The sequence below is a fragment of the Allobosea sp. RAF48 genome (assembly GCF_052114025.1).
In the GTDB taxonomy this organism is placed as follows: Bacteria; Pseudomonadota; Alphaproteobacteria; order Rhizobiales; family Beijerinckiaceae; genus Allobosea.
Genome location: NZ_JBFRDZ010000004.1, coordinates 11,894 through 26,915, shown reverse-complemented (window position 1 = coordinate 26,915; position 15,022 = coordinate 11,894). Strand labels below are relative to the sequence as shown.

Here is a 15,022-nt window from a genome sequence, read left to right as displayed (position 1 = left end):
TTCTTACCCTTAATTTGCGATGGTTGATTCGGCGAAACAAACAAGCTGGAGGACAATATGCGCATAACGCTCACAGCCGCTGCCTTGCTAGCTACCGGATTAGCGACTTCCGCCTATTCGGCCGATCTTCCTGTGCGACAACAGGCCCCCGTCTACGTTCCCGTTTTCACCTGGACAGGGTTCTACATAGGTCTCAACGCCGGCGTGGGTTGGACTAACTCCCGCGATGTCATCGTCACCGGTCCGACGGCCGCCTCTTCCGGCATCTTGTCTGGCGGCGGCGGCGACGGCTCCTTCGTCGGCGGCGGCCAGATCGGTTACAACTGGCAATCCGGCGCGATTGTGTACGGCCTTGAGACCGATATTCAGTATGTCGATGTCGGCGGCCGCGTCGCGTGGGGACCCTACACGTGGTGGGGCAACGGGGGCGGAAATAACGGGGGCTATTTGGGCACCGTTCGTGCCCGTGTTGGTTATGCCTTTGATCGCACACTGATCTATGTCACAGGCGGTCTGGCCTATGGCGGCCTGAATAGTAACCCGCTGACGGGCAACAACACGAGCAATGTCGGCTGGACGCTGGGCGGCGGTGTTGAATACGCCTTTACCAACAACTGGTCGGTTAAGGTCGAAGGCCTCTACGTCGAGACGAGCGAAGGCCGGAAGACTCGATTCTTCAACAACCCAATCGGCGGGGTGCTGCCGGCCGGCACCTATACTGCCACCACCGATCGAAGCGGAGGCGGTGGCATTCTTCGGGTTGGTGTGAACTACAAATGGTGAATTGAGACGAAAACAGCCCAGCCGGTGGCTGGGCTGTTTTCATGGGCGGTCATCCACTTTTACCCCGGTTTAATCCGCGGCAAGACCGTGAACTATCCATCGGTCATCACCCTAATTGCTGCTGTATCCACTCCATCAGCAGCACATAGCTGATGGCTGGAAGGACGGGGCCGACGGAAAAGGCCTAAGAGCCCATCAGAAATCATGCCGCCGATCACCCCGATCAGAATGATCGGCATGGGCACGTCCAAACCTCCGCTGAGCATCAATGGCCTGAGAATGTTGTCGCTAAGTCCGGGCGAACCGGTCCGCGCGATCCACAACACAGCCTCGGCGAACATGCGGTGGTCCCGGCCCCACGAGCCGCGCGTCCGTTCGTCACCGATGATGTGGGCGAATCCGCTCCCACTTGTCGTCCCGAGGAAGCAGGCGGTCTAGGACGCCCACGGCTGCCTCCAGAAGACAGCCTTGAATCACGCATCAAAAATACGGAAGCCCTCGGATCCGTGGACAGTTATCTGATCCATAGGATCGTCGCGGCGATTGTCACGACGGCGAGGTAGTGCCTGGCTGTCTTCTCGAAGCGCGTTGCGACACGACGAAACTGCTTAAGCCTTGAGAAGCAGCATTCGATCAGGTGGCGCTGAGCGTAGAGGTGCTTGTCGAGGGGATATTTGCGCGCCCGTGACGGGTTGTTGGGAATGACGGCGATGGCGCCCTTCTCGGCAATTTCTCGTCTGAGGGGATCGGCGTCATAGGCAGCGTCCGCCATGACGACCTTTGCGGGCAGTCCCTCGATCAGGGCGTGAGCCTGCGGGCAATCACCTTGCTGTCCAGCGGTCAGGGAGAAGCGCACTGGGCAACCAAGGCCTCTGACGGCCATGTGGATCTTGGTGCTCAGGCCGCCGCGGGAACGGCCGAGGGCCTGATCTTCAAGGCCCCTTTTTTAGCACCCGACGCGTGCTGGTGAGCGCGGATGATCGTGGAATCGACGATCAGATATTCGAAGTCCGGATCGTCCGACATCGCCGCGAAGATGCGCCACCAGACGCCCTTGTGGCTCCAGCGGCTGAAGCGCCGGAAGACGCTGTTCCAGTCGCCGAAAACCTCGGGCAGATCGCGCCAGGGCGAACCGGTTCGCACGATCCACAAGACCGCTTCCACGAACATCCGGTTGTCGCGGCCAGACGAACCGCGCGTCCGCTCATCGCCGATGATGTGGGGCGATAGCCGCTCCCATTGATCGTCCCGAAGAATCAGGCGGTCCAGAACGCCCATGGCTGCCTCCAAAAGACAGCCTTGAATCACACCTCAGCGCCTGTGGGAATCCCAAGAGTCCACGGCTCCTAGAGTCCACGGCTCCTCGGGGCGGCGTCTCACCTGTCGCAGCGAGGCAGAGAGGCTGCCGCGCATCGATCTCCCAACATGTCCCGATGGCGTCGAACACGAATTTGAACATGGCCTGTCCAGCCGTCGTGCCTGGAAAGTACGGCGATCGTCCTCGTTGCTGTCAGTGCCCGGTCATCTTCAAAACGGCTTCGGGCAGGCGCTTTCCCTGCACCTTGATTGCGGAGGCCTCTGCGTCGATCTCGGCGAGATCGCTGGTTGTCAGGTTCAGATCGACCGCTCCGAGGTTTTCTTCCAGCCGTGGGATGGGTTCGATCGTCGTCGCGACGGTGCTGTTTCCGGCCCGCCCGCGGCGGAGGAAGAGTGTCTGGAAGCCCTCGCGCCCGTCCGAAGTCGTCTCCCAGCTTCGAGCCGACTCGATTTACAGTCGCAGCATCGCGGCCGCGTCCCTCCTTCACCGGACGGTCACGCCGTGAATGGCGGCTGCGATCTCGAAGTCTACCGGCGGGCGCGCAGAACGCCGATGTGGAACGCCCCGCTCCTTAGCGGCCGCGCAGGGCGATCAGGTTGACGTCGATCGTCCGGGTGCGAAAGCCGGCTTCGCAATAGCAGAGATAGAATTCCCACAGCCGGCGAAATGGCTCGTCGAAGCCAAGCGGCGCGATCTCGGTCCAGCGCTCCAGGAAGCGCCGGCGCCAATCCTTCAGAGTCAGGGCGTAGCTGTCGCCGAAGTCGAGCTGTTCGACCACTCCGAGACCGACCGCCTTCGCGCTGCTCCTCACCGCCGGCACCGATGGCAGGCAGCCGCCGGGGAAGATGTAGCGCTGGATGAAGTCGGTGCCCCGCTGATAGTCCTCGAACAGGGCGTCGTCGATCGTGATCGCTTGCAGGACGACACGTCCGCCGGGCCGCAGCGAGCGTCGGAGCGTCGCGAAGTAGGACGGCCAATAGGCGCGCCCCACCGCCTCGATCATCTCGATCGAAACGATGCGGTCGAACTGGCCGGAGATGTCGCGGTAGTCCTGAAGCCGCAGGCTGACGCGCTCGGCAAGGCCGGCTTCAGCGATGCGCCGTTGCGCGGCCTCGAGCTGCGCCGGCGACAAGGTAATGGCGGTCACGCGACAGCCTTCGCGGGCCAGCCGCTCCGCCAGCGCGCCCCAGCCGCAGCCGATCTCGAGGATATGCTCGCCGCCCGAAAGGCCGAGCATGGCGACGATCCGGTCGAGCCGGCGCTGCTGTGCGGCCTCGAGCGCTTCCGTCGGCGCTTCATAGAGCGCGGAGGAGTACATCATGCTGGTGTCGAGCCAGTGGCCGTAGAACTCATTGCCGAGATCGTAATGCGCGGTGATGTTGCGGCGGCTGCCGCGGCGGGTGTTAGCGTTGAGTCGGTGACGCAATCGGTTCAACAGGCGCGCCGGCCAGACGCCTGACACAAGCTTTCGCAATGTCGCACTGTTGCGCGCGCCGAGCTCGATCAACGCGGTGAGATCCGGCGTATGGAGGTCGCCGTCGCGATAGGCTTCGGCCAGGCCGATATCCCCGTCGAGCAGGAGGCGGCGTATCGACCGCCAGTTGGTCAGGATCATCGTCGCTTGCGGCCCGGGCGCGCCTTGCGCGCTGCAAAGCCGTTCGCCGTCAGGCGTAAAGACGGTGAGGTGGCCGATGGCGATGCTTGAGAGCAATCGGCGCAGGAACCAGCGCGACAGCCCGATGCCGCGCGGCAGCGCGAGCGCTTGTTCGGGCATGCGAAAATGCTGTTCGGCATCGGGCCGGCTCATGGCTAAATCGGTCCTTTCGCATGCGGCGCCACGGCGCTGCCGAGGCTGAAGGGGCGCTCCGGCGCAGTCGGGTGCGGCCACCATGGAATGCGCTTTGCCAACAACCGCAGCGCGTGCCAGTGGATGGCGGCAGTGACCTTCAGCGTGAGGAGCGGATGCGTTGCGAGCAGTCGCAGCAGGACTGCATCGCTCAGCACCGTTCGCTCGCCGCTCAGCACCGCCGTGATCAGGCGTCCCTCGGAGTCATGGCCGTCGATGGCGACGGAGACACGCTCCGCGGGCGGCACGACCGTGAAGGCATAGCGCATGTCGAGGCCCATGAAGGGCGAGACGTGAAAGAGCTTGTCCGCCTCCTGCCGCAGCGCGCCTCCGGCGCTATCGGCGGGCGCGACATAGCTGTGAACCTCGCCGAAGGTGTTGTGCACTTCGTAGATGGTGGCGCAGAGACTGCCGTCGCGGCGGTAGCAGAAATAGGTGCTGAGCGGATTGAAGGCGTAGCCGAGGATACGCGGCATGGTCAGCAGCCGGATCGGGCCGCCATCATGCTCGATCCCGGCATTGCCCAGGGCGGCCTCGATCTGCGGGCGCAGCGGCCGTCCGCTGCGATCCCCGTAGTCCGCGTCACGAAAGGCGTAGAGATTGAAGCGGTTGCGCGAGAACAGCGTGAGCTTCGCAGCCAGCCGATCGATCTCGTCGAGGTCGAGCAGCATCCAGAAAACGCGATAGGCCAGCGCATGCGGCCGGGGCCGGAACCGATGATGCCTGACACGACCGACATAGAGAGCGGATTGCCAGCTCATGCGGCCTGCTCCAGCCGGGGTGCGACTGGAATGCGCCCGGACTCGTTGCGAACCCGCCAGGGCCGACGGACGCCGCCAAGCGCCTCCGCGACGGCGAGCCCGGCCTGCAAGCCATCCTCATGGAAGCCCGATCCGAAATAGGCGCCGCAGAACCAGCTGCGCCGCGTCCCTTGCAGCGACCAGAGCCGCGCCTGTGCCTCGAGCGCCGCCGCATCGAAGAGCGGGTGCTCGTAGGTTTCCTCGTGGAGGATGGTGTCCGCACGCAGCGTGTCGGGCGGGTTGAGGGTGACGAAGAGAGGCCGCCCTTCCGGCAGGCCTTGAAGCAGGTTCATCCAGTAGGTGACGGCGCAGGCGGAATCCGGCTGGGCGCGGTCGCCAATATGGTTCCAGCTCGCCCAGGCGCGGCGCCGCTTCGGCATCAACGCCGTATCACCATGCAGCACCGCGCGGTTGCGGCTGTAACGGAAGGCGCCGAGCGCCTCGGCTTCCGCCGTGCCGGGATCGGCGAGCATGGCAAGCGCCTGGTCGGCATGGGTGGCGAAGACGACATGGCTGAACGTCTCGTTCCAGCCGTCGCCCATCAGAACGACATCGTTGGCTCCGCGCCGAACCTGCCTCACGGGCGAGCCGACCCTCACCTCGCCGGAAAAGGCGGTGCGCAGCTTCTGCACATAGACGCCGCTGCCGCCGGTCACGGTGCGCCAGATCGGTCGGTCGGTGAGTTGGAGCAATCCGTGATTGTGATGGAAGCGCAGGAAGGCGGTGGCCGGATAGGACAGGATCTCCGAGCAGGGTGCCGACCAGATCGCAGCCGCCATCGGCAGCAGGTGGTCGTCCCGGAACGCGGCGCCATAGCCGCCGGCGGCGAGGTAGTCGCCGAGCGAGACGTCGGCCGCACCGCCCGCCAGCGCGTCCCTGGATGCGTTTCGGTAGAAGCGGGTGATGTCCTGCAGCATCGCCCAGAAGCGCGGCCGCATCAGATTGCTGCGCTGGGCGAACAGGCCGGAGACACTGGTGCCGCTATATTCAAGCCGGCCGCCATCGAGAGACACCGCGAAGGACATCTCGGTCGGCTGCGTGGCGACGCCAAGATGCTCCATCAGGGCGATGAAGTTCGGATAGGTCGCCTCATTGTAGACGATGAAGCCGGTATCGACCGCCGTCTCGCCGCCATCGCCGGCGACGCGAACCGTGTTCGCATGGCCGCCGAGGCGGGGCGCCGCCTCGAACAGCACCACGTCATGTGCTTGCCCCAGCAGCCACGCAGCCGAGAGGCCGGAGATGCCGGCACCGATCACGGCGACCCTCGTCGCCTCTCCCTGTGCCCGCTCCATCGTCGCGTCTCCGCTTTTCATGACGGGTATACGCGGCCTGGACCGGACTGGATTTGCCCCGGCCTCACTAAAAACGCGCAGGCCGTGTGACCCACCGCCGGGGTTCCTGCGTAAGCGCAGAATGGATGAAGCATTCCGCGAGAGGGTTGGATAATGCTCGTGAGGCAGCTGAAGCGGGTGTCCGCTGCGATCGGTGCCTATGCAGCGCATCCCGACCCGCGGGCCGCGATCGCCAATACCGTCGCGCTCGTGATTGTCTCGAACCAGCCCTTCTATCCACTTTATCTTTATTGGGCGGTCTCGCCCGCCATCGCGCCGTCCTATGTCACCTTCCTGTCGACGCCGTTCTTTGCGGCCGTGCCGGCGGCCATGCGGTGCAGCCCCTTGTTCGGGCGATCGCTGCTTCTCCTGGCGGGCATCGGCAACACATTGCTCTGCCGCGTCGCCTTCGGTACCGGCTCAGGGGTCGAGGCCTTCCTGTATCCCTGCCTGATGCTCGCGCTGATGCTGTTTCGCCGCTCCGAGCGCCTCTTCGCACTGGGCTTCGTGGCGCTGGCCTTCATTGCCTATCTGCTGCCGGCAGCGTTGCTGGGGACGCCGCTGCACCTCTACGAGGCCGGAGAATACGCGGCCTTGCAGCGCCTGAACTTTCTGAGCGCCGCATCCTTGACCGCGCTGATCGGCTGGCTTGTCGCCGCGCGCCTCGACACAATTTCGCGCTCGGATGAAACCACGGAGGCAAGCGGAGCGTAGACGAGACGCATTCGCTGAAAGGACATCGTCATGAGGCGCTTTCTGCTCGCTCTCGCCTTTGCTGCTCTTTCGGCTGGAGGTGCGGCCGCGGGTGATCTCGACGGGACCTGGCTGCGCGACGACGGCAATGCCCGCGTGCGGATCGCACCGTGCGGCGACAAGATCTGCGCAACCAATCTCTGGATCGGCGACACCAGCAAGGGCGAGGCCGCCGGCGACAGGCTCATCATGACACTGGCCCGCCAGCCCGACGGCACCTTCTCCGGAAATGCCTATGATCCCAAGCGCGACTGGAGCTACTCCATGACGATCACGGCAACGGCGGGCGCGCTCACCACACGCGGCTGCATCGTCGGGCGCCTGATCTGCCGCGACGTGAACTGGAAGGCCGTCGAGTGATGCCGGCCGAAGTCACTATGAAGCGAGGGCTAGTGATCCAACGTGCCGACATCCGCGTAACTGTCATATGGTTCCCGCACTCGCCCTGACTGTCGATGGCATGCGCAAGGCGGGAGCTATCGCGCAAGGAGGTGGGTTCGTCGTCTTGTTCGACCCGAATGTATTGATTGCCGCCATCGCGCGTTCGGGCGACCGGGAGGCTTTTGCTGCGCTGTTCGACCATTTCGCGCCGCGGGTGAAGGGATTGCTGATGCGCGGCGGCGCCTCGGCCGAGCTGGCCGAGGAAGTCGCACAGGAGACGCTGCTGGCCGTCTGGCGCAAGGCGGCGCTGTTCGACCCCGCGAAAGCGAGCGCTTCGACCTGGATCGCCACGATCGCGCGCAATCTGCGCATCGATATTGCCCGTCGCGAAACGCGCTCGCGGCTGTCGCAAGCTTACGAGATTTTGGATGAAGAAGCCCCCGAACAACCCGATGCGACACTATCTGGCGCCGAACGCGACGCACGCGTGCGCGCTGCGATGACCCAGCTCTCTCCCGATCAGTACCGTGTGGTCGAACTCGCCTTCCTGGAAGGCTTCAGCCACCAGGATGTCGCCAATCGCCTCGCCATTCCGCTGGGCACGGTGAAGTCCCGCCTGCGCCTGGCTCTGTCGCATCTGCGCGGCCGGCTGGAGGATCTGCGATGAGCATCGTGCATCGCCCATCCGACGAGACGCTCGCCGCCTTCGCCGCAGGACAGCTCGACGAAGGCCTGGCGGTGGTTGTCGCCTGTCATATCGAGGCGGATCGGCAGAGCCGGCAGCGGCTGCGGGAACTCGAGGCCGTGCAGGGCGCGCTGCTGGAAGCCGAGGAGCCCGTCGCGATGGCCTCCGGCCCACGCGATACGAGCACCGCAGCACAAGCCGCGCCGGTATCCGTTGCGGCCGGTCCGACGCTCGAAGCCGGGATGCCACAAGTCCTGCGCCCCTATGGCCTCGGTCCCTGGCGCCCGATCGGCATCCGCATCGCCATGCGGCGCGTCGACGTTCCCGGCGCGGATGCACGCGTCTTCATGTTGCGTGCCGGGCCGGGGATCGCACTGCCGCATCACAAGCATAGCGGCTTCGAATGGACCACGATCCTCGCGGGCGCCTATGAGCACGAATACGGTCGCTATGCGGCCGGGGACTTCGACGAAGCCGATTCCGAGCACGATCACACGCCGCGCGTCGATCCTGTCGAGGGTTGCACCTGTATCGTCGCCATGACCGGAAACGTGCTGCTCCAAGGCTGGCTCGGCCGGCTGCTGCAGCCGCTGGTGCGGTTTTGACGATCGCCTCCTTCGCCGCGGCTGTTGCTTTCGCGGCAGTGGCGATGTCGGCGTTCATGGCATTGGCCACCGTAATCGAGCGCCGGACCGGCAACTCCGGCTGGATCGATGTTGTCTGGACCTTCGGGGTGGGTGCCACGGGCGTCGTTGCCGCGCTGCTGCCTTTCGGGGCGGGGCCGATGTCTCGACGTCTGCTCGTGGCCGCGCTCGCACTGGCCTGGGCGCTTCGGCTCGGCCTGCACATCGCGCGGCGCACGAGCGGCATCGCCGAGGATCCGCGCTATGCCAAGCTCAAGCGCGGCTGGGGCAGCGACGCGCCTCGGCAAATGGTTCGGCTGCTCCAGATACAGGCGCTGGTCAGCATCCCCTTGGTGCTTGGGATCGTCCTGGCAGCCCATAATACCGCACCTTCGCTGGCCTGGAGGGACCTCGCAGGCATTGTCATTTTTGTCGTGGGCCTTGCAGGCGGGGCCGTCGCGGACGGGCAACTGCACGCCTTCGCCCGCTCGGGCACGGGCGGCGTCTGCGACCGTGGTCTTTGGCGTTGGTCGCGCCATCCCAACTACTTCTTCGAATGCCTGCTCTGGTGCTGCTACGCGGTCATCGCGCCGGCGGCCGGTTACCCCTGGGGCTGGCTCGCCTTGCTGGCACCTGCCTGCATCACGCTGCTGCTGACGCGCATTTCCGGCATCCCGCCTCTGGAAGAGCACATGCTCGCCAAGCATGGAGCGGCCTATCGCGACTACCAGCGCCGAACCAGCGCCCTGATTCCGCTGCCGCCGAAAGGAGCGACGCCATGACAATCATGCAGAGGCTCTCGAACTGGGGCGAAGGCCTCCCCGTTCCCGACGCGGTCAGCCGGATGGTGATCGCCTCGCTGGTCGGGCGCACCAATCGCTCGCTCGCAGCGCGATCGACGGAGGCGGCCGCCTTTGCCGGCGATATGGCAGGGTTTCCGATCGCCGTTCATACCGACGCCGCCAACGCCCAGCACTACGAAGTGCCTGCCGCATTCTTCGAGCATGTACTCGGCTCCAGGCGCAAATACTCCTGCTGCTATTACGCCGACCCCGGCGACACGCTCGCAGCGGCGGAAGAGACGGCGCTGGCGTTGACGGCAGAGCATGCCGGCCTCGCCGACGGGCAGGATATCCTCGAGCTCGGCTGCGGCTGGGGCTCGTTGTCACTATGGATGGCGGAGCGCTATCCGAAGGCGCGGATCGTCTCTGTCTCCAACTCGAGTTCGCAACGCGCCTTCATCGAGGAGCAGGCGCAGCGCCGCCACCTCGGAAATCTTCGCGTCGTTACCGCGGACATGAACGATTTCGCGACGGAGGAGCATTTCGATCGCGTCGTGTCCGTGGAGATGTTCGAGCACATGGCGAACTGGCGCGCGCTTCTCGGGCGGATTCGCGAGTGGCTGAAGCCGGACGGCCGGCTCTTCATCCATGTCTTCGCCCACACGCAAGGCTGCTACCGCTTCGACGCCACCGATGCGGGCGACTGGATCGCGCAGCATTTCTTTACCGGCGGCCTGATGCCGAGCGCGACGCTCGCGCATCAGTTCCCCGATCTATTCGCCGTCGAGGCCGAGTGGCGCTGGAACGGCGAACACTACCGGGCCACCGCAGAGGATTGGCTGGCAAATTTCGATCGCAACCTGCCGATGATCGATCCGATCCTGCGGGAGGTCTATGGCACGGAAGCGCCGCTCTGGCGGCGGCGCTGGCGCCTGTTCTTTCTGGCGACGAGCGGGTTGTTCGGCCATGCCAACGGCGACGCCTGGGGCGTCCACCACTACAGGTTGCGACCCGCCTGATCGAAGAGCCGATGGCGAGGCCTACACCCATCCCCATTCTATGGCGCGGCGAACCGCGCCATAGGCGATCCAACTGCAGAAACCGACGACGACCGTGCCGTAGGCGAGGTCCGCGAGTGTGATCGTCAGCGTCCAGGGACGCAGCGTGGCGTAGTTCGTCAGGTCATAGGTCGCATAGGCGAGCAGGCCGATCAGCGCGCCGTTGACCAGCGCGGCGCTTCCGCCGCCGTCGCGCAACGCCGGCATCAGCGCGAAATGGACCACGCCAAGAGGGAAGCCGAAATAGAACAGCGCAGCCGGCCAGTATCGCACTTGTTCTATGATCAGGTCGCCGAGCGCAGGCCGATAGAGCCTCGCGGTCATCGTGCCGAGCCAGATGGCATCGCAGATCCCAAAGGCGACAAGAAAAGCGACGTAGCCGGCGACGAAGCGCATCACGACCTCCAGGGTTGCGCAGGAGATACGTCGCGCAGGCCTTAGCGGTTCAGTATCACATCGGGCTTTCGCGCAGCCGGGAAGCAGATCCATCCCGGTGAGCGGGGCGTATTGAGTGGGATGATCCTCAGGCCGATGGCGACCATGACGACCGAAATCTCCCGCCGCGCGATCGTTCCCATGCTTGCTGCGGCGGCGCTTCCGGGTTGCGCCGCGCTGCGCCCGGGCGGTCTGACCGAGGGGGCGCGTGACGTCGCCTATGGCCCGCATCCCCGGCAGCGAATGGACATCTATGTTCCGCGGGGCGGCGGAGATGCTCCCAAGCCGGTTGTCTTTTTCATCTATGGTGGTTCATGGGCCAATGGTGCCAGAGAGACCTATGCGTTCGTCGGAGACGCGCTTTCCTCGCGCGGCTTCGTCACGGTGATCGCGGATTATCGCCTGGTGCCCGAGGTCCGCTTTCCGGTCTTCATCGAGGACGGCGCGCTGGCGCTGCGTTTCGTGTGCGACAACATCGCCCGCTTCGGCGGTACGCCGCGAGAGCTGCACCTCATGGGGCACTCGGCCGGCGCCTATAACGCGATGATGCTGACCTTGGACAATCGCTATCTTGCCGCCGTTGGACTGCGCGCCAACCACATCCGCTCCACCGTCGGGCTCTCCGGCCCCTATGACTTTCTGCCGCTCGACATCGACGTCACCAAGGAGGCGTTCGGAAACGCCCGCGACCTTATCCAGACGCAGCCGGTCAACTTTGCTCGCCGCGACGCTCCGCCGATCTTTCTGGCGACGGGCTCGGAGGACACCACGGTCCTGCCACGCAACAGCGAGCGGCTGGCCCAGGCGCTCAAAAGTGCTGGCGCCAAGTCGGTCTCGCTTAAGATTTATCCGGGGCTCGACCACGCGGGAATGGCAACTGCGATCTCCAGGTTGTTGCAATGGCAGGCGCCGGTTCTCGACGATGTCGTCGCATTCTTGAAAGCGACGCGAGGTGACCCGGCGGGCAGGCCGGCCTCGCATCGAATGCCCCGGCTAACAAGCGAGAAATGAGACAATTGAGTGCGGGTCGCATTGCGGCGGCCGGTACCGGAGGCGGTTCATAGAGACAGGCCGTCGCAAGACGTCAGCACGCCCCGAAGTCCGTGTGGCGTAGCGCCGCAATTCGGGATACTGTGCCCCATACTTGCCATGCGGAGATTAGGGCTCCTTCGTAGGCAAAGCGGAGAAGTTATGGTTCGATAACGCCGTCAAAGCAGGCGTCTTTTACATGCGCCACGCGATCGAGACCGCACCGAAAGACGGGCATTGCGTCATCGTCGAGGACGATGCGAATGCGATTTACGACGTCGGTCGCCGGTCGCCGGAGGCGGGCGATTGGGGTGGGGAGGACCACGGCCCCATCAAGATCGCGCCGACGCATTGGCGGCGCTTCTTTACGCCCGTCGTCACTGTAATCGCTGCGGCGACGATACTGATTTACCATGTAAAGCAAGTGGCTGCCGAAACACCTGTCAGCGATGGCATCGTCGCTCAAGATACCGGCTTGGCGAGCAGGGACTCGAAGACCGCCCTCCCGGAGGTCCGGCGAGCCGTCGACAGCCAGGCCAGCCCACCCGCGGAAGAGGCGCAGACTGTGCGGGAGCAGCCGGCCGCGGCGACGCCCGCACCAGATGCGCAGCAATCCCCGGGCCGGAAGCCGCCCGAAGTCTTGGCGCAAGAGGCAGCCCTGGAGCAGGAACTCGCCGAAGCCCGGCGTACCATCGAGCATTTGGAAGCGCAGCTGCAAGCGGGGCCGACGGCCGAGCAGGTGCTCAAACAGGAGCGCGAGCGGGCCGCAGTCCTCGCAGAGCACGCCGCGGCTGCGCGACAGGAATTGCTGGCAACCACGGCGCGGCACACCCAGGCACTCGACGAGGAGCGAGCCCGCAGCGCCGCATTGGAGAGCGAGCTGGCGACGGCGCGGCAGGTGAACGAAAGGCTGGCCGTGCAGTTTCGCCTGATCGGCGAACAGACGGAACTCCGCAGGCGAGCCTATGAGGCGGAAGTGGCGGGGCTTCAACAGGCGCTCAGGCAAGAGCGCGACCAAGCCGCAGCTGGGGCTGCCGAACTCGATGCGGCGCGACGCGCGGCTGCTGCGCGCATTCAGCCGGAAACGGCGACAAACATGCCCCTTTCGCGGGAGATCGCATCTACGGCCGGCACAGCCATGGCGTCGCCGGCTGCCTCGGACGTGCAAGGCAGCCCCGAGGCGGTGAGAATGATTGCGCGCGCTGCCTCGCTGCTCGGCCAAGGCGACATCGGTGCTGCGCGGACCGTCCTCGAACGTGCCGCAGAGCTGGGCAGTGCTCGCGCGGTCTTCATGCTGGCGGAGACATACGACCCCAACATTCTCTCTGCCTGGAGAACGTTTGGAACGCGGGGCGAGGTGGCAAAGGCGCGCGAGCTTTACGCGAAGGCGCATGCGGGCGGCATTCGGGAGGCGAAGGAGAGGCTCGACACCTTGGGTCGGTGAAGCGCCTGTCAGGCCGTGCTGCTCCGGCTCATCGTTCGATTTTGGTGCCTTGCGAGGGAGTTCGAGGATGACACGGTTCCCCAGAAAAAGCCTGCTCCTGCTGACGGCTTTGATAGCGCTTGCCCCGGGGCTCCAGCCGGCTGATCTGTCCGCGCAGACAGCCAAAGTTGAGGCCCAGACCACGACCTCGGCGCGTCGCACCTCAGCGCAGGCGACGGAACAGGAGAAGATGAACGCCTGGACCGTCGGCCTTGCCGCCGGCTTGATAGAAGGAGCGCCCCTTCGTCTCGCGGCGGAGATGGCTCGCGTCGTCGATGATGGACCGAATTTGCTTGTCCTGCCGATCGTTACGCGGGGCGCCACCGAGAATCTGAACTCGCTGCTCTACCTGCGTGGCGTTGATACGGCGATCATCAATTCCGACGCACTGGAAGAATACAAGGCGCAACTGCCCCAGATCCGGCGTCGGATCACCTACATCCTCAACCTCTTCCCGTCGGAGCTGCATATCTTCGTTCGGCCCGAGATCCAGAGCCTGGAGGATCTCGCCGGGAAGAAGGTGAACTTCAACACGCAGGGAACCGCTGCCGCATATTCGGGGCCGCTGATCTTCAGCCGGCTCGGCATCAACGCGGAAAAGACATTCATCCCTCATCAGCTTGCGCTCGAGCAGATGCGCAAAGGTGAGATCGCCGGGGTCGTCTTCATCACCTCCAAGCCGGTCGATGCGTTCGTGCGAGGGCGCTTCGAACCCGGCTTCAAGTTCCTTCCAGTCAAATACGACAGCAAGTTCGAGGATTACTATCTTCCGGCCGTGCTGGAGGCGAACGAGTATCCGGGGTTGATCAAGCAAGGCGAGCGCGTGCAGACGATTGCGGTGCCGACCGCGCTCGTCGCGTTCAATTGGGCGGCGCAAACCAACCGCTATCAACGCGTCGCCCGTTTTGTGGATGTGCTGTTCTCGCGTATCGACAGGCTTCAGGCCCCCGGCTTCGACGCGAAATGGAAGTCGATCAACCTGGCCGCCACCGTCCCCGGCCTCGACCGCTTTCCGGCAGCGCAGGAATGGTTGGATCGTCAACCGCGAGCACCCCGGGCTCTGCGATGAAAGCGATCCCGCTATCCATCGCGTTCGAGATCGCCTGCGGAGTCGCGCTGGCGCAGGATGCGGCCGATCCGATGGTGCATCTTCGCGCTTGCGCCGTGATGGAGCCTGCTGCGCGGCTAGACTGCCTGGACAAGCTGTCGCGTAGCATAGTGCCGATTGACCGCCCGGCGCTTGGCGAAGACAACTGGATCGTCAGCGAGACGACCTCGCCGATCGACTATACTCCCATCGTCACCGCGACGACGTTTGCGAGCAGTGGATCGGAGAGCACCTTGACGCGGCTGTCGATCTATTGCCGTAGCGGCCGAACCGAATTGGCGGTTTCAGGGCCGGCGCTGGTCGGTGGCAGCACTGACTCTACCATCATCTACCGCATCAATGACGCTCAGCCGCTGCAAGTCGCAGCAGCGGCGCCATCATTCGGTTCTGGCGCCGCGTTCAGGGCCGATGTCGTGCAGCTGTTGCGTTCCTTGCCTGACGAAGCCGGCCTCTATGTCCGCCTCGTGCCCCGCACCGGCACTGCCTATGAAGGGCAGTTTGCGCTAGCCGGACTGGCGGTCGTGCGAGCCAAGGTCGCCGCGGCGTGCAAGTGGCCGAACGTCGTTGCCAAGCCAAACAACCGATAATCCTCGAACCAACACGG

At 64.7% G+C, this 15,022-nt stretch carries 17 protein-coding genes and 2 pseudogenes; 11 read left to right on the top strand and 8 right to left on the bottom strand.

Features of this window, described 5'->3' with window-relative positions; all coding sequences use genetic code 11:
- Positions 1-57: 57 nt before the first annotated feature.
- Positions 58-783, top strand: coding sequence for an outer membrane protein (locus AB4Z10_RS09040; protein WP_441470064.1), 726 nt, complete (start codon positions 58-60; stop codon positions 781-783).
- A 92-nt stretch (positions 784-875) separates the two neighbouring features.
- Here AB4Z10_RS09040 and AB4Z10_RS09035 read toward each other — a convergent pair whose 3' ends face one another.
- The 7 genes and pseudogenes from AB4Z10_RS09035 to AB4Z10_RS09005 form a co-directional block, all read right to left on the bottom strand.
- The gene (locus AB4Z10_RS09035; protein WP_441470063.1) at positions 876-1,124 is read right to left on the bottom strand and encodes a hypothetical protein; all 249 of its coding nucleotides are present in this window, start codon (positions 1,122-1,124) and stop codon (positions 876-878) included.
- A gap of 173 nt (positions 1,125-1,297) precedes the next feature.
- Positions 1,298-2,061, bottom strand: a protein-coding gene (locus AB4Z10_RS09030; RefSeq protein WP_441470062.1) for an IS5 family transposase whose coding sequence is annotated in 2 segments (ribosomal slippage) — positions 1,298-1,717 and positions 1,720-2,061 — 762 coding nt in all. Because the reading frame shifts where the segments join, the coding sequence is not laid out codon by codon here.
- A gap of 232 nt (positions 2,062-2,293) precedes the next feature.
- A pseudogene (locus AB4Z10_RS09025) lies at positions 2,294-2,446 on the bottom strand (aldo/keto reductase); the annotation flags it as partial.
- Positions 2,432-2,548: pseudogene (locus AB4Z10_RS09020) on the bottom strand (alpha/beta hydrolase); the annotation flags it as partial. The pseudogenes AB4Z10_RS09020 and AB4Z10_RS09025, both read right to left, overlap by 15 nt.
- Before the next feature lie 124 nt (positions 2,549-2,672).
- The gene (locus tag AB4Z10_RS09015; RefSeq protein ID WP_441470061.1) at positions 2,673-3,875 is read right to left on the bottom strand and encodes a class I SAM-dependent methyltransferase; all 1,203 of its coding nucleotides are present in this window, start codon (positions 3,873-3,875) and stop codon (positions 2,673-2,675) included.
- A 35-nt stretch (positions 3,876-3,910) separates the two neighbouring features.
- Positions 3,911-4,708: a DUF1365 domain-containing protein gene (locus AB4Z10_RS09010; RefSeq protein WP_441470060.1), complete on the bottom strand. Its 798-nt coding sequence runs from the start codon at positions 4,706-4,708 to the stop codon at positions 3,911-3,913.
- Entirely contained in the window at positions 4,705-6,042 is a 1,338-nt protein-coding gene (locus AB4Z10_RS09005; RefSeq protein WP_441470059.1) for an NAD(P)/FAD-dependent oxidoreductase, read from the bottom strand. Before AB4Z10_RS09005 ends, AB4Z10_RS09010 begins: the two co-directional genes overlap by 4 nt.
- 159 nt (positions 6,043-6,201) lie before the next feature.
- Here AB4Z10_RS09005 and AB4Z10_RS09000 point away from each other — a divergent pair, with 159 nt between their 5' ends.
- From AB4Z10_RS09000 to AB4Z10_RS08975, 6 genes are all read left to right on the top strand, one after another.
- On the top strand, positions 6,202-6,795 hold the full coding sequence (locus tag AB4Z10_RS09000; protein WP_441470058.1) for a hypothetical protein: 594 nt from the start codon (positions 6,202-6,204) through the stop codon (positions 6,793-6,795).
- Positions 6,796-6,825: 30 nt separating this feature from the next.
- Positions 6,826-7,194, top strand: a complete 369-nt coding sequence (locus AB4Z10_RS08995) for a DUF2147 domain-containing protein (RefSeq protein ID WP_441470057.1) — start codon at positions 6,826-6,828, stop codon at positions 7,192-7,194.
- Between the two features lie 145 nt (positions 7,195-7,339).
- Entirely contained in the window at positions 7,340-7,882 is a 543-nt protein-coding gene (locus AB4Z10_RS08990) for a sigma-70 family RNA polymerase sigma factor (RefSeq protein ID WP_441470405.1), read from the top strand.
- Entirely contained in the window at positions 7,879-8,505 is a 627-nt protein-coding gene (locus tag AB4Z10_RS08985; protein ID WP_441470056.1) for a ChrR family anti-sigma-E factor, read from the top strand. Before AB4Z10_RS08990 ends, AB4Z10_RS08985 begins: the two co-directional genes overlap by 4 nt.
- Positions 8,506-8,561: 56 nt before the next feature.
- Positions 8,562-9,305: a DUF1295 domain-containing protein gene (locus AB4Z10_RS08980; RefSeq protein WP_441470055.1), complete on the top strand. Its 744-nt coding sequence runs from the start codon at positions 8,562-8,564 to the stop codon at positions 9,303-9,305.
- Positions 9,302-10,324 carry an SAM-dependent methyltransferase gene (locus AB4Z10_RS08975; protein ID WP_441470054.1) on the top strand — a complete coding sequence of 341 codons (1,023 nt, stop codon included), beginning with the start codon at positions 9,302-9,304 and terminating at the stop codon, positions 10,322-10,324. The genes AB4Z10_RS08980 and AB4Z10_RS08975 overlap by 4 nt, the downstream gene beginning before the upstream one ends.
- A 21-nt stretch (positions 10,325-10,345) precedes the next feature.
- Here AB4Z10_RS08975 and AB4Z10_RS08970 read toward each other — a convergent pair whose 3' ends face one another.
- Positions 10,346-10,759, bottom strand: coding sequence for a DUF2177 family protein (locus AB4Z10_RS08970; RefSeq protein WP_441470053.1), 414 nt, complete (start codon positions 10,757-10,759; stop codon positions 10,346-10,348).
- Between the two features lie 135 nt (positions 10,760-10,894).
- Here AB4Z10_RS08970 and AB4Z10_RS08965 point away from each other — a divergent pair, with 135 nt between their 5' ends.
- The 4 genes from AB4Z10_RS08965 (at position 10,895) to AB4Z10_RS08950 (ending at position 15,005) form a co-directional block, all read left to right on the top strand.
- Positions 10,895-11,809 carry an alpha/beta hydrolase gene (locus AB4Z10_RS08965; RefSeq protein WP_441470052.1) on the top strand — a complete coding sequence of 305 codons (915 nt, stop codon included), beginning with the start codon at positions 10,895-10,897 and terminating at the stop codon, positions 11,807-11,809.
- 217 nt (positions 11,810-12,026) lie between these two features.
- Entirely contained in the window at positions 12,027-13,271 is a 1,245-nt protein-coding gene (locus AB4Z10_RS08960; protein WP_441470051.1) for a coiled-coil domain-containing protein, read from the top strand.
- Between the two features lie 67 nt (positions 13,272-13,338).
- Positions 13,339-14,379 (top strand): TAXI family TRAP transporter solute-binding subunit, encoded by a 1,041-nt coding sequence (locus AB4Z10_RS08955; RefSeq protein ID WP_441470050.1) that lies wholly within the window; start codon positions 13,339-13,341, stop codon positions 14,377-14,379.
- A complete protein-coding gene (locus AB4Z10_RS08950; protein WP_441470049.1) occupies positions 14,376-15,005 on the top strand; it encodes a hypothetical protein in 630 nt (209 codons plus the stop codon). The genes AB4Z10_RS08955 and AB4Z10_RS08950 overlap by 4 nt, the downstream gene beginning before the upstream one ends.
- The last annotated feature ends 17 nt before the right edge of the window (positions 15,006-15,022 follow it).